The sequence below is a fragment of the Flavobacterium aureirubrum genome (assembly GCF_038739835.1).
GTDB lineage: Bacteria > Bacteroidota > Bacteroidia > Flavobacteriales > Flavobacteriaceae > Flavobacterium > Flavobacterium aureirubrum.
In genome coordinates this window covers 31758-45344 of the sequence record NZ_JBCGDO010000022.1, presented here as the reverse complement: position 1 = coordinate 45344, position 13587 = coordinate 31758, and the positions used below count along the sequence as shown (strand labels likewise).

The window sequence follows — 13587 nt, the reverse complement described above, 5'->3', positions numbered from 1 at the left end:
AGTTTTACAACTTTGAATTATAACTAAAAAACTAACCTCCTTAAAATAGCTTCTAAAGAGGTTACTTTTTATAAATATTTTAAAATTTTAGTTTTTTATTGAGGTTGTGCAACAGTTACTGCTGTTAACGGAATGGAATAACTAAATGTTCCCGATGTTGTTGGAGTGCCATTAATTACAATTGTATCAGATGCCCATGTCGCTGTAACTCCAGCTGGTAAATTTGTTGGTGTTCCAATTCCTGTTGCACCTGTTGTTGTATGTGTTATGGCAACTGGCAAAGCAGTATTAATACACAAGGTTGGTGTACTTGATGCAGTTCCAACTGTACTGTTTGGCAAAACATTTACCGTTCGAACAATTTGTATTGATGGTCCATTACAACCATTGGCGGTTACTTGAATATTTACAGTTCCTGAAAAACCACTAGACCAAGTCATAACACCTGAAGAAGTAATACTTCCTGCTGCGGGGTTGCTTAAGCTCCAGTTTAATCCAGTATTGTTTGTAGCTGTTGTAGCATAGGTTGTAGTAGTTGTTCCATTGGTTAATTGACAAGTAGGTTCTGTTCCTGCTGCAATTGTTATGGCTGTTGGTATGCCAACATTTGGGTTTATGGTTAAACTTATTGCTTGCGTATTTCTGCATCCACCAGAGGTAATTATAGTGAGTGTTCCATTATAAGTACCTATGGATAAGGAAGTTGGAATAGCAATATTCGACATACTTCCAACACCCGAAGCAAAAGTTTGTGAAGTTGTTGTTTGATCTGCTAAACCTGCTGCGTTCGCAGTTGAGTCCCAATTAATACTATAAGATGTTGGGCTGTTTGTGGTAGCAGTGTAAGGCAAAGTTGTGGTTTGAGCTGAGGTACTAAAACAAACTGATGCAGCGATTCCTGTGGTAGTAATGGTTGGGGTTGCAGTACAGGGTCGTAATGCAATTAATATTGCGCCGTTTGGGTCATTTTCATTTCCAGAAAGCTCACCTAATCCTGTTCCTGTGCTACCAGCATTTGTTTTGATGCCCCAAGCAGCACCGACACCCATATCAGCTGCAGCATCAAAAGGGAAATCAAATAATTCTGTTAATGCTCCTGGCGAGGTTGTTGTCCAATTGCTTATGCTTCGATTGTCTCCAATCATCCCAAACATTATCACTGCCGCATTATCCGTTACTGTAGTAATTGCAGTTGCACTAAAATCGTCTGTATTAATATTATTTATTGTTCCTGGCAACACATCAAAAGGTCCGCCTGCAACTCCTCCAGTTACGGCAACTCCTGAAAAAGCAATGATACCACCTTCTATATCATCAGCATCAGCATCACCTACAAAAGTGAAATTAACAGCAGCAACATCAGTGACTGTAGCTACTTTATATAATATTGTGCCCCACCAGCTATCATTGCCTATATTACCAAATTCTTCACCAGCAACCAATGTCCAGCCTGTTAACGTGGCATTATTTAAAACAGCATTGTCGTTATCACTTTGCACAATGTTTGCTAACATGATATCACCTTCAGTAAGTCCGGTTGGTTTATTAATTGTAACATTTGTGGTTGTTGATGTTGCAGTCGTTGCTACGCCACGTTGAATTATTTGAGAAGAAGTATTGAAAATGCCTGAAAAAAACATCAATACCATCATCAAAATCAAAAAGTATTGAGATGGGTTTTGAAGTGAATTTTTTCTTGTATCTTGAGTATCGTAATATTTTTTCATCCTATTTCGTTTTTAAAAATATATGCAGTATTTATCTTAAAAAGAGTAATTAAAAAGTATCTTATTTTTTACAATATTTTAATTTTTATAGCTTATATACAATGAAAGTTATTAAAATTTACTGTACTAGGTTGGGCAATCAAACATACATTTATAGTGTAAAATTCATATATATTGGAACTGCAAACAAAAAAAATGGACTATCTTCATTTAAATCTGATGAACTACACTTTTAAGGTTTGGAGAGCTGTTATGTAAAAACTTTGTATCGCCTAGTCAAATTTTTTACCCTATATTTGTGCATTTCAACGATTTAAAATTTGTAATCAGACTTAAATGAAAAATTTTCTCTACAGTTTTTTTTTATTTCCCATGATGATTTATTCGCAACCCAACTTTGAAAAAGCCGAAAAATTATATTCTCAAAAAAAATATAACTTGGCAAAACCTCTTTTTGAAAACGTTGTAAAAGAAAATCCAAACCATCTTAAAGCTTTGGAATATCTTGGCGATATTGAAGGGCAGTTAAAAGCTTGGGAAAATGCCATGATTTACTATGGCAAACTTAAGAAACTGCAACCATCGGAAGCTAATTTTCACTACAAGTATGGCGGATGTCTTGGAATGAAGGCTAAGGAAGTAAATAAGTTTAAAGCATTGGGAATGATTAGTGATATAAAATTATCTTTCGAAAAAGCATTGGAACTCAATCCAAAACATATTGAAGCTCGATGGGCACTCATTCAATTATATATTGAACTGCCAGGAATTGTTGGTGGCAGCGAACGAAAAGCACAAATCTATGCCAATGAGTTACTCAAATTTTCAGCGGTAGATGGTTATCTAGCCAAAGGACATATTGCTGAGTATTTTGATCGATATAGAGAAGCCGAAAAAAATTATCAGAAAGCTATTCAAGTGGGTGGTTCAAAACACACTTACGAAAAGTTAGCAAATCTTTATAAGAATAAATTAAATCAACCTGAAAAGGCAAAAGATGTCATGGATACTTTTTCTAGGAAAGGATGATATATTTTTTTCAAACTTAGTTTATTGTTTTCTTGTTTTCTTTTTTATGTATTTTTGGAAAGAGTAATTTCATTATAGACAACCACACAAAATGCGTACACATTTCATAGCCATTGGCGGCGCAGCCATGCACAACTTAGCATTAGCATTACATAATAAAGGATATCAGGTTACCGGAAGCGATGACGCTATCTTCGAACCATCCAAATCACGATTGGAGAAAAAAGGGTTATTGCCTATTGAAATGGGTTGGTTTCCAGAAAAAATAACTGCTGACATTGAAGCAATTATACTTGGAATGCATGCCAAAGCTGATAATCCTGAATTAATCAAAGCCAAGGAATTAGGTTTAAAAATATATTCCTATCCTGAGTTTCTTTATGAGCAATCCAAAAATAAAACTCGCGTAGTCATTGGCGGTTCACATGGAAAAACTACCATTACTTCCATGATTTTACATGTGATGCATTATCATAACATCAAAGTTGATTATATGGTTGGCGCACAATTAGAAGGTTTTGATACCATGGTTCATCTTACCGAAGACAATGATTTTATTGTTCTCGAAGGCGATGAATATTTGTCATCTCCAATAGATAGACGACCAAAATTCCATTTGTATCAGCCTAATATTGCATTACTTTCTGGAATTGCATGGGATCACATCAATGTTTTTCCAACCTTTGAAAACTATGTAGAACAATTTGAAATATTTGTTAACCAAATTACTAAAGGTGGAATTCTCGTTTATAACGAAGAAGATACAACGGTTAAAAAAGTTGCCGAAGAAACTACTAATACCATTAGAAAAATACCCTATCAAACGCCAAGTTATTCTGTTGTAGATGGAACAACTTTATTAGACACACCCGAAGGACCAATGCCCATTGAAGTTTTTGGTGCACATAATTTAAATAATTTGGCTGGAGCCAAATGGATTTGCCAAAATATGGGCGTTGACGAAGCCGATTTTTACGAAGCCATTGCCAGTTTTAAAGGCGCTTCTAAACGGTTGGAAAAGATAGCCGAAGGTAAAGGAAAAGTCGCTTATAAAGATTTTGCCCATTCACCAAGTAAAGTTTCAGCAACAACCAAAGCTGTAAAAAATCAATATCCAAATAGAAAATTAGTAGCTTGTTTAGAACTTCACACTTACAGTAGTTTGAATGCCGAATTCCTTAAAGAATACGAAGGCGCACTCAATGCTGCAGATGTTGCCGTAGTTTTTTATTCTCCTGATGCGGTAAAGATTAAACAATTGGAGGAAGTAACCTATGATCAAATAGCACAATCGTTCAAGCGAGATGATTTGATTATTTATACCAATCCACAGGAATTTAAAGATTTTTTATTCGCTTATGATTTGAATAATTCTGCTTTGCTTTTAATGAGTTCAGGAAATTATGGCGGATTGAATTTTGATGAAGTGAAACAATTAGTCAATTAGTGAATTTGAAAATGTGTCAATTATTTTCGTTGAACGATTAACCTGAAAACTGCGACTGAAAACTGAAAACTAAAAGCATGGAACAAAATTTCTCTATAAAAAACTGGGCAGAAGACGATAAGCCTCGCGAAAAATTAATGCTGAAAGGAAAGTCTGCGTTGAGTGATGCCGAGTTGGTGGCCATTCTCATAGGTTCAGGAAGTAGAAACGAAAGTGCGGTGTCGCTAAGCAAACGAATTCTAGCAAGTGTTGATAACAATTTAAACGCTTTGGGTAAATTGTCATTAAAACAATTGATGGAATTCAAAGGAATCGGTGAGGCAAAAGCCATTTCAATAGCGGCTGCATTGGAATTAGGACGACGACGAAGAGCCGAAGAAACGTTGGAACTAAAAAAAATCACATCGAGCAAAGCAGTTTTTGAAATCATGCAACCCATTATTGGCGAACTACCACATGAAGAATTCTGGGTGTTGTATCTCAATAATTCTAACAAAGTAATTTATAAATCACAACTTTCCAAAGGCGGAATTACAGGAACAGTGGTTGATGTTCGATTGCTATTCAAAACAGCTTTAGAAAATAATGCGACTTCTATAATATTAACACACAATCATCCTTCGGGGAAATTGCAGGCTAGCGATGCCGATAAAGAAATTACCAAAAAACTAAAACTCGCTGGAGAACAACTAGATATAAAAGTTTTAGACCATATTATCATTACCGAAAACGGTTATTATAGCTTTCAAGACGAAGGTATTTTTTAAATAAATTTGGATTGCGATGACAAATGTCATATTTTAGCAGACAAATGTCAAAAGTTATGTCTAAAATAGTTTCCAATTCTGATGTTCACCTTGATAAAGTTGTGCGTTTATATGTTTCAAAGGTGGAGAAAGATTATAAAATAGCACCAATTGATAAGAATATCACCTATAAAAAATTTCTTTCCAACAGAATGTTAATTGTGCATTCCATTAGAAAAGGACTTCCTTATGAATTATACGATTTGATTAAAGAAAGAACACCTTTTAAAGAGGAGGAATGGGCTAAATTTCTCGGTGTTTCCACACGTACACTTCATAGAAATAAGTTAAAGAAAGATTTCTTTTTTGATGCAATTCCTTCAGAGAAAATTTTAGAATTGGCAGAAGTTACCGCTTTAGGGAGGGAAATTTTTGATGATGAAGAGCAGTTTTATTTATGGTTAAACACACCAAGTTTTGCATTGGGAAATTTAAAACCATTAGATCTATTGACAGATTCCTATGGTAAAGAAATGGTCATGACAGAATTGCATAAAATAGACCAAGCCATTTTTCTCTAATGGAAGTTTATAGGTTAATAAACAAAAAGCATCCAATAGAATTATCTGGAATTGGTGCTGCAAGATTTGGAGCAAGATGGAATTCAAAAGGAATCGAAATAGTGTACACTGCGCAAAGTAGAGCTTTAGCAATGGCGGAAGTTGCAGTACATTTAACATTGGCTACTCTACCAAGTAGTTTTCTAATGGTAACCATTCAAATTCCTGATGATATTGACGTAATTGATTGTAATCAAAAAAAATTAGAAATCGGTTGGAATGATTTTCCAGAAAATAATACAACACAGAGTATAGGTGATCAATTTATTCAAAAAAAAGAGTATTGTGTTATGAAAGTTCCTTCGGCAGTAGTTAAAGGAGATTTCAATTATTTGTTAAATCCATATCATCCCGATTTTAAAAGAATAAAGATTACGCATCATGAAAATTTCCCTTTTGATAAAAGAATTCTAAATAAAAAATAAGTTGGATCCAAATACTATTACAGACATTTTTTTTGACCTCGATCACACGCTTTGGGATTTTGACAAAAATTCTCATTTGGCATTTGACAAAATATTTAAACAAAGTCACCCAACCATTGACATCAATCAATTCATTTCGGTTTACGCACCCATTAATCAAGCTTGTTGGAAGTTATATCAAGTAGATAAAATTACTCACGAAGAGTTGCGGTATCGACGCTTGAAGCAATCATTTGATGCACTGAATTACCCAATTTCTGATGATGAAATTGACAGAATAGCAATAGATTATATTACTTTTTTACCCGATAATAATCAACTATTTGATGGCGCAATCGAAGTATTAGATTATTTGTATTCCAAGTATTCCTTACATATTATTACTAATGGTTTTGCCGAAGTTCAAAAGCGCAAAATGGAGTGTTCAGGATTAGATAGCTATTTTAAAACCGTTACTAATTCTGAAATGGCAGGTGTCAAAAAGCCGCACAAAAACATTTTTGAATTTGCGCTATCTTTAGCTAATGTCAAAAAAGAAAACGCCATCATGATTGGCGATTGCATAGATGCCGATGTAAGAGGTGCAATGCAGTTTGGTATGAAAGCAATTTTATTTGATGAAAAAGGAATTCACGATATTGATGAGGAAATTTTGGTTATTAAACATTTAATAGAATTAAAAAAAATAATATGAAAGCAAACAGCTATGTTTTGTTATTGATTGTGTTGGTAACTACAGCTTCGTTCTCTCAAAGTATCAATGATTACAAATATGTGATTGTACCCGCTAAGTTTGATTTTTTGAAAGAAAAAGACCAATTTAGATTGAGTACCAATACTAAATTGATGCTTCAAAAATATGGCTTTACATCCTATTTGAGTACAGATGATATTCCGGTGGAAATTAGGAATAATTCATGTTCATATGCAACAGCTTTTATCGAGGAAAACAACAATATGTTTGTAACTAAAATAAAAATTGTACTTAAAGATTGTCAACAAAGAATTCTGTTCGAAACTGAATTTGGAACAAGTCGTATAAAAAAACTAGCTCCAGCGTATACCGAAGCTTTGAGAATGGCTTCAAAATCTTTTGATTCCTTACACTATAAATACAACGGTTCAAGTAATACTACTGTGGTTGCCGACATTCCTGTTAGTAAACAAGCACCAAAAAATGCTACATCAACAACCGCTACTTTAATCAGTGATACAGAAACGTTCTATTTTGCGCAACCTACTGCTACTGGTTTCCAAGTAATCGATAATGAACCGAAGGTGATTATGAAACTGTACAACACCTCGCAAAAAAATGTTTTCCAAGCTGTGAAAGGCACTATAAATGGAACCGTACTTGCTAAAGATGGGCAATGGTTTTTTGAATATTATGAAAACGATACATTAGTTTCAGAAAGAATTAATCTGAAGTTTTAGTTTTCAGTCGCAGTCGCAGTATGCAGTCTAAGTATTCAATTAAATTACCTAGTATGGATTTTAGAGAATTAATAGCTTACAAAAAGGCATTTAAACTTGCCATGGAAATTTATCACATATCAAAAACATTTCCACCAGAAGAAAAATATTCGTTGACAGATCAAATTAGGCGTTCATCAAGAAGTGTTTGTGCCAATATTGCAGAGTCATACAGAAAAAGAAGATATATAAATCATTTTATAAGTAAGTTGACAGATAGTGATGCTGAAAATTCAGAGACACATGTTTGGTTGGATTTTGCTTTTAATTGCAATTATATCAATATCGAAACTTATGATACCCTGACTTCACAAAACATTGAAATAGGCAAACTAATCAATTATATGATTAATAACCCAAATAAATTTGGTGTAAGTTCATAAATTCATACTGATACTATCATTTTAACTGTGCACTGTGACTGAAAACTGCGACTGAAAACTGTGAATGAAAACTGCGACTGAAAACTGTGACTGAAAACTGCGACTGAAAACTGTGACTGAAAACTGTGACTGAAAACTGTGACTGAAAACTGTGACTGAAAACTGCGACCGAAAACTACAAACTGACCACTAATAGCCATACTTATCCTTCCATCTGTTTTTCAAAAAAGTTCGCATTTCGTTTTCGCGAGCATTATTTCCTGGTTTGTAAAATGCGGTATTTTTTAATTCGTCAGGTAAATACTCTTGCTCCGAAAAATTATTAGCGTAGTTATGCGAATATTGATACTCTTCGCCATAACCTAGTTCTTTCATCAACTTCGTTGGCGCATTGCGCAAATGAATAGGCACTGATAAATCGCCTGTTTGTTTTACTACTTGTTGTGCTTCACCAATTGCCATGTAACTCGCATTACTTTTGGGTGATGTGGCCAAATAAATCGCACATTGGCTCAAAAGAATTCTACTTTCAGGATAACCAATGGTAGCAACCGCCTGAAAAGTAGTATTAGCCATGATAAAAGCCGTTGGATTGGCGTTGCCAATATCTTCACTTGATAAAATCAACATACGTCGGGCAATGAATTTCACATCTTCGCCACCTTCAATCATCCGTGCCAGCCAATAAACAGCGCCATTTGGATCACTACCACGTATCGATTTTATAAAAGCAGATACAATATCATAATGTTGTTCGCCTGTTTTATCATAAAGTACCGTGTTTTGTTGTACCAATGCTAAAACTTTTTCATTGGTAATTATAATTTGACCGTCAGCACTCGCGTTCACAACGAGTTCAAAAATATTTAATAATTTGCGTCCATCGCCACCCGAAAGTCGCAGCAACGCTTCGGTTTCTTTTAGTTTAATTTTTTTACTGGAAATAATTGCATCTTCTTTCATCGCTCGTTGCAACAAAGCCAACAAATCTTCCTTCGAAAACGGATTGAGAATATACACCTGACAACGTGACAACAAAGCGGGAATAACCTCAAAACTTGGATTTTCGGTCGTGGCACCAATCAGTGTAACCCAACCTTTTTCTACCGCCGCCAAAAGCGAGTCTTGCTGCGATTTGCTAAACCGATGAATCTCATCAATAAATAAAATTGGGTTTTTTGCCGTGAATAAACCACCACTCAATTTAGCTTTTTCAATCACATCCCTAATGTCCTTGACACCACTATTAATGGCGCTCAGTTCATAAAAAGGACGATTACTTTGCTTAGCAATAATTTGGGCCAAAGTAGTTTTTCCCGTGCCCGGCGAACCCCAAAAAATCATAGACGGAATTACACCACGCCCAATTTGTTGTGTCAACGAGCCATTTTTGCCTACTAAATGCAGCTGGCTAATATAATCCTCTAATCGCGTCGGTCTGATGCGTTCAGCTAGTGGTGCTTCCATCGCGTAAAAATACATTTTTTTATTTTTTATAGTAGCGAATCTTCTGGGATTTATCACCCTATCATTTTCCCGCTATCCGCTTCAATCTCTTCGAGGATTTTCGCTATTATCGGGGCTAATAGACCATCTCTCGGCACTTTTATCAACGCGCTACTTTTCCTCGAAACAACCATTCGCTACCTATTAAAACTTTCGCAAACCTCCGCAACCTCCAAACACAACTGCAAGAGCCTTTCGTACGACTCCGCAACCTCCAAACAGATCTGCAAGAGCCTTTCGTACGACTCCGCAACCTCCAAACAGATCTGCAAGAGCCTTTCGTACGACTCCGCAACCTCCAAACACAACTGCAAGAGCCTTTCGTACGACTCCGCAACCTCCCTGCAAATTGCAAGAGCCTTTCGTACGACTCCGCAACCTCCAAACAGAACTGCAAGAGCCTTTCGTACGACTCCGCAACCTCTAAACACAACTGCAAGAGCCTTTCGTACGACTCCGCAACCTCCCTGCAAATTGCAAGAGCCTTTCGTACGACTCCGCAACCTCCAAACAGAACTGCAAGAGCCTTTCGTACGACTCCGCAACCTCCAAACAGAACCGCAAGAGCCTTTTGTAAAAAAGAAATAGTTAACTGCCAAAATAGCACTACTTTTATTTTGGCTAAATTTTTGACAACAAGGTAGCATCACACACAAAATTATGAACGATTACCACCATTTTAAGTTTACACCGTCGGTTTGGATTGTGCCATTGTTGCTGCTAATTGTGATTTGGGCTGTTTTCTTTTTTGAAAAAATAGTCAAAATTGATTTGACCTCTCATGGTATTTTGCCCAGAAATTTATCGGGTTTACAAGGTGTTTTATTTAGTCCTTTTTTACATGGTGATTTGAATCATATTGCTAACAATTCTTTTCCACTTTTTATACTCAGTATGGCGCTCATTTATTTTTATCGTGACATTTCGCTCAAGGTTTTGTGTTATGGCGTTTTAGTTTCAGGAATAATGACATGGGTAATTGGAAGAGATTCTTTTCATATTGGCGCTAGTAGTTTGATATATGTTTTGGTTTCTTTTATTTTTTTTAAAGGAATGATGACACAATATTACCGTTTGATGGCTTTATCTTTTACAGTGGTGATGATTTATGGCGGAATGATTTGGTATGTTTTTCCCGACGTAGATAAGCAAATTTCGTGGGAAGGACACTTGTCCGGATTGTTAACAGGCTTTGCTTTCGCGGGCTATTTTAAAACTCCCGATTATATTTCTTCTACACAATATCCATGGGAAAAACCCGATTTTAATCCAGCCGAAGATGCTTTTATGAAACGATTTGATGAGAATGGAAACTTTGTAAATCCACCGAAAGTTGTTGCTATCGAAAATGTTTTGGAAGAACCAGTTCCACCACAGGTGAATTATGTCTATGTTTATAAGGAAACGCCAAGCGATGGTAGAGAAGAAAAGGAATAGTCTTTTAGCCCCGATAGCAGCGAAAATCCTCGAAGAGATTGTAGCGGATAGCGGGAAAATGGTTAATAAATAAATCACAAAGGTGTTGCTCACAAGTAATGCGCTACTGTGAACTTGCAACTTTTAACTCCGTTGACGAACGGTTTCATAAAGAAATGCGCCACAAGCTACAGAAACATTCAGCGAACCGATGGTGCCAAATAGGGGTAATTTTGCCTTTTCATCCACGATTTTCAATACCGAAGGATTGATTCCTCGGTCTTCGCTGCCCATGATGATGGCAACTGGTTCATTGAGTGAAATATCATAGATGTTTTGGTCTGTTTTTTCGGTGGCAGCTATGGTTTTTATACCGCTTCCTTGCAGATAGAAAATGGCATCTTTGATGTGGTCAACTTTACAAATTGGCACGTTAAAAACGGCACCTGCTGAGGTTTTTACGGTATCGCCATTCACTGGTGCGGCACCTGTTTTTTGAACTATAATTCCGTCAACGCCGGTACACTCAGCAGTTCTGATGATGGCGCCAAAATTTCGAGCATCGCTCAATTGGTCGAGAATTAAGAATAACGGTATTTTGCCACTTTCTATAATGTTGTCGACCATCGTTTCGAGTTTTACAAACGATATGGGAGCAATGGTTGCCACTGCGCCTTGATGATTATTTGGGGTTAATCTATTTAGTTTTTCAACCGGAACGTAGGAGAAATTGATGCTGTTTTTTTTCATCACTTTCATTAATTCCTGCATTAATTCGCTTTGTGTATCGCTTTGAATAAAAACTTTGTCAATTTCTTTTTTAGCATTTATAGCTTCAATTATTGCTCTTATTCCGAATATTTGGTTTTCTTTTTCCATGGCGCAAAGGTATAGCTTTTGTGGTGAGATTAAAAATTAGCTTTGAAACTAATATGGATAATGGAGTTGGTTAATGTTATGGTTTGATTGCCTGTGCTGCCGTTGGCATAAACAATATTGAAAAGTCCGTTTTTAGTTAATAAACCAAACCCAAAACCTAATCCGAGGAGATTTTCTTGAGTGTTTGCGGTTTTGTCTTGTGCAAATCCATAGTCAATTATAGAGTGAACATAAATACTAGGTGCCAATACATACCTATATTCGGTTAAAATTGATCCAAAAACATTTCCTTGTAAACTGTTTTCGTTAAAGCCACGAATAGAATTGATACCACCAAATCGGTATAATTCGCTTACTATATAGTTATCACTTTGTAAATAATAGTTTTGCGACCTTATATTAATTATGTTTTTTTCATTTAAATAAAAATTATGCTTCAGAAACAAACTAGTAAACAGTTGACTGTCTGAAATAAGTTTAGAGTCTCTCGTTCCAGTTCCAACTTTGAAAAGGAATGATGTTTTTTCGGGAAAGAGAAAATCATCATTTTTGAAGTCCAAAAACTCAAATGTGCTAGTGATGAATGAGTTGTTAAAGTCGCTTAAAGTTGCAGTATTGCTATTTTGTATATCGCTAGATTCAGTAGCTTGATAACCTAGATAAAATCGGGTATTATAATTAAAAAAATAACCTAAATCAATGGCAGTTCTTGTGTTTTGAAATGTGCTGTCTTGTTGAAAAATATTAAGTTCGGCCTTCAACCCTACTGGACTTTTAAATATATAAGGAAGTTCTAAGCCAAAATTAAAAGTTCTTTGGTCTTGTCCATCGCTTCTCCAATACAAAGTAAATTTTTCGCCAGAATTCAAAATGTTATTCAGAACCAAATCCAAATACCCGCTAAAAACTATATTTCTATTTTCATCGTTATTAAAACCTATGTAACCATCGAAAGTATTCGACTTTACCTTATCAAGGTAAATGTATACTTTTGTTGAGTCTTTAGTAAATAAAATTTCGGGATATTTACCTTGTTTGACAAACCTAAATTTATTAATATCGGTAAATAGATTATCTAAGTTTTTCTGATTAAAAGTTCTATTTCTGTATAAACGTATTAGATTTTTTTTGTGTCCTAGTGGGAATTTCTCATAACCATTTATTACAATATCGTTGAGCTGTCTCTTTATTTCTTTTATAATTAGAAGATTTGCAGTTAGGTGATTATCTTTTCTTTCAAGCTTGTCGAGTTTAACTTTTGCCATAGAAAAGCCAGCGCTTTCTAATTTTTTTAAAATTGTGTTTAAGAAATTGTCCGAGTCTTCATAAGGAAGATATAAAGTATCGTTTTTTAGGGTGTAAATGTTTGTTAGACTCTCTTGATTTTTTTTTTCTACATATATATGTATAAAATCCACTTTTTTTCCTATTATATATTTAAAACTAAAAGTAGTGTCATTTTGTTGGAATTTCTCAGTAATTTGAGCTTCTATATATCCTTTCTTGTTTAGCTTTTCAAGCAACATATTGTTTTCTTCAACAATCGATTTTGTATTTATATGCTTTTTGGTATAGCTTATGCTGTCGATGATTTTTGTTTCCTTTTCATTTGATCCAATTATTTTTAGATAGAACGCTTGTGAAAAAGCATTGCAGTTACAAACAAGTAGGAATAGATAGAGAAGAAACTTTTTCAAGGGAAATTAAAATTTGCATAAAAATAACGCAAAAAAAATGTTTTTAGTATTATTCTACGAACTAAAACAAACAGTTTCCAACAACTATTTGCGTTGTTTTATTTTCAAAAAGTAGGCGTTAATTGCAGTCCTGTATTTCTTTAATAAACAAATATTTAGTTCTTAAAAAAATAATTACTAATGATTTGTTTCATTAAAAAATATTACTACATTTGCAACCCCTTAAAAAGCGGGAATTA

The 13587-nt window shown here is 35.0% G+C and carries 13 protein-coding genes; 9 read left to right on the top strand and 4 right to left on the bottom strand.

All coding sequences use genetic code 11. The features are described 5' to 3' along the window. Window positions 1-95: 95 nt before the first annotated feature. Window positions 96-1727 carry a hypothetical protein gene (locus WFZ85_RS13680; RefSeq protein ID WP_342696848.1) on the bottom strand — a complete coding sequence of 544 codons (1632 nt, stop codon included), beginning with the start codon at window positions 1725-1727 and terminating at the stop codon, window positions 96-98. 336 nt (window positions 1728-2063) lie between these two features. On the opposite strand from WFZ85_RS13680, the gene WFZ85_RS13675 reads away from it, so the two are divergent. From WFZ85_RS13675 to WFZ85_RS13640, 8 genes are all read left to right on the top strand, one after another. Next, window positions 2064-2756 carry a tetratricopeptide repeat protein gene (locus WFZ85_RS13675; RefSeq protein ID WP_342696847.1) on the top strand — a complete coding sequence of 231 codons (693 nt, stop codon included), beginning with the start codon at window positions 2064-2066 and terminating at the stop codon, window positions 2754-2756. Window positions 2757-2847: 91 nt separating this feature from the next. Then, window positions 2848-4203 carry a UDP-N-acetylmuramate--L-alanine ligase gene (locus WFZ85_RS13670; protein WP_342696846.1) on the top strand — a complete coding sequence of 452 codons (1356 nt, stop codon included), beginning with the start codon at window positions 2848-2850 and terminating at the stop codon, window positions 4201-4203. A gap of 77 nt (window positions 4204-4280) precedes the next feature. Next, window positions 4281-4970 (top strand): RadC family protein, encoded by a 690-nt coding sequence (radC, locus tag WFZ85_RS13665; RefSeq protein WP_342696845.1) that lies wholly within the window; start codon window positions 4281-4283, stop codon window positions 4968-4970. Window positions 4971-5026: 56 nt separating this feature from the next. Further along, window positions 5027-5530, top strand: a complete 504-nt coding sequence (gene parS, locus WFZ85_RS13660) for a type II RES/Xre toxin-antitoxin system antitoxin (RefSeq protein ID WP_342696844.1) — start codon at window positions 5027-5029, stop codon at window positions 5528-5530. Continuing rightward, a complete protein-coding gene (locus tag WFZ85_RS13655) occupies window positions 5530-5994 on the top strand; it encodes an RES family NAD+ phosphorylase (protein WP_342696843.1) in 465 nt (154 codons plus the stop codon). The genes parS and WFZ85_RS13655 overlap by 1 nt, the downstream gene beginning before the upstream one ends. A gap of 1 nt (window position 5995) precedes the next feature. After that, complete coding sequence (locus WFZ85_RS13650) at window positions 5996-6688, top strand: YjjG family noncanonical pyrimidine nucleotidase (protein WP_342696842.1); 693 nt, start codon at window positions 5996-5998, stop codon at window positions 6686-6688. Continuing rightward, window positions 6685-7428 carry a hypothetical protein gene (locus WFZ85_RS13645; protein ID WP_342696841.1) on the top strand — a complete coding sequence of 248 codons (744 nt, stop codon included), beginning with the start codon at window positions 6685-6687 and terminating at the stop codon, window positions 7426-7428. Before WFZ85_RS13650 ends, WFZ85_RS13645 begins: the two co-directional genes overlap by 4 nt. Window positions 7429-7481: 53 nt before the next feature. Continuing rightward, window positions 7482-7850, top strand: a complete 369-nt coding sequence (locus WFZ85_RS13640; protein WP_342696840.1) for a four helix bundle protein — start codon at window positions 7482-7484, stop codon at window positions 7848-7850. 189 nt (window positions 7851-8039) lie between these two features. Here WFZ85_RS13640 and WFZ85_RS13635 read toward each other — a convergent pair whose 3' ends face one another. Beyond that, on the bottom strand, window positions 8040-9317 hold the full coding sequence (locus WFZ85_RS13635) for a replication-associated recombination protein A (RefSeq protein WP_342696849.1): 1278 nt from the start codon (window positions 9315-9317) through the stop codon (window positions 8040-8042). A gap of 699 nt (window positions 9318-10016) precedes the next feature. Between WFZ85_RS13635 and WFZ85_RS13630 the strand changes: the two genes are divergently transcribed. Further along, window positions 10017-10793 carry a rhomboid family intramembrane serine protease gene (locus WFZ85_RS13630; protein ID WP_342696839.1) on the top strand — a complete coding sequence of 259 codons (777 nt, stop codon included), beginning with the start codon at window positions 10017-10019 and terminating at the stop codon, window positions 10791-10793. 123 nt (window positions 10794-10916) lie between these two features. Here WFZ85_RS13630 and rlmB read toward each other — a convergent pair whose 3' ends face one another. Together rlmB and WFZ85_RS13620 are read right to left on the bottom strand one after the other, a co-directional pair. Then, window positions 10917-11651 carry a 23S rRNA (guanosine(2251)-2'-O)-methyltransferase RlmB gene (gene rlmB, locus WFZ85_RS13625; RefSeq protein ID WP_342696838.1) on the bottom strand — a complete coding sequence of 245 codons (735 nt, stop codon included), beginning with the start codon at window positions 11649-11651 and terminating at the stop codon, window positions 10917-10919. Between the two features lie 29 nt (window positions 11652-11680). Further along, on the bottom strand, window positions 11681-13348 hold the full coding sequence (locus WFZ85_RS13620; RefSeq protein WP_342696837.1) for a BamA/TamA family outer membrane protein: 1668 nt from the start codon (window positions 13346-13348) through the stop codon (window positions 11681-11683). Window positions 13349-13587 lie beyond the last annotated feature (239 nt).

Bases quoted from the DNA above. Each gene is read 5' to 3' on its own strand.
- WFZ85_RS13680 (WP_342696848.1), bottom strand. From the start codon at position 1,727: ATGAAAAAATATTACGATACTCAAGATACAAGAAAAAATTCACTTCAA.
- WFZ85_RS13675 (WP_342696847.1), top strand. From the start codon at position 2,064: ATGAAAAATTTTCTCTACAGTTTTTTTTTATTTCCCATGATGATTTAT.
- WFZ85_RS13670 (WP_342696846.1), top strand. From the start codon at position 2,848: ATGCGTACACATTTCATAGCCATTGGCGGCGCAGCCATGCACAACTTA.
- radC (WP_342696845.1), top strand. From the start codon at position 4,281: ATGGAACAAAATTTCTCTATAAAAAACTGGGCAGAAGACGATAAGCCT.
- parS (WP_342696844.1), top strand. From the start codon at position 5,027: ATGTCTAAAATAGTTTCCAATTCTGATGTTCACCTTGATAAAGTTGTG.
- WFZ85_RS13655 (WP_342696843.1), top strand. From the start codon at position 5,530: ATGGAAGTTTATAGGTTAATAAACAAAAAGCATCCAATAGAATTATCT.
- WFZ85_RS13645 (WP_342696841.1), top strand. From the start codon at position 6,685: ATGAAAGCAAACAGCTATGTTTTGTTATTGATTGTGTTGGTAACTACA.
- WFZ85_RS13640 (WP_342696840.1), top strand. From the start codon at position 7,482: ATGGATTTTAGAGAATTAATAGCTTACAAAAAGGCATTTAAACTTGCC.
- WFZ85_RS13635 (WP_342696849.1), bottom strand. From the start codon at position 9,317: ATGGAAGCACCACTAGCTGAACGCATCAGACCGACGCGATTAGAGGAT.
- WFZ85_RS13630 (WP_342696839.1), top strand. From the start codon at position 10,017: ATGAACGATTACCACCATTTTAAGTTTACACCGTCGGTTTGGATTGTG.
- rlmB (WP_342696838.1), bottom strand. From the start codon at position 11,651: ATGGAAAAAGAAAACCAAATATTCGGAATAAGAGCAATAATTGAAGCT.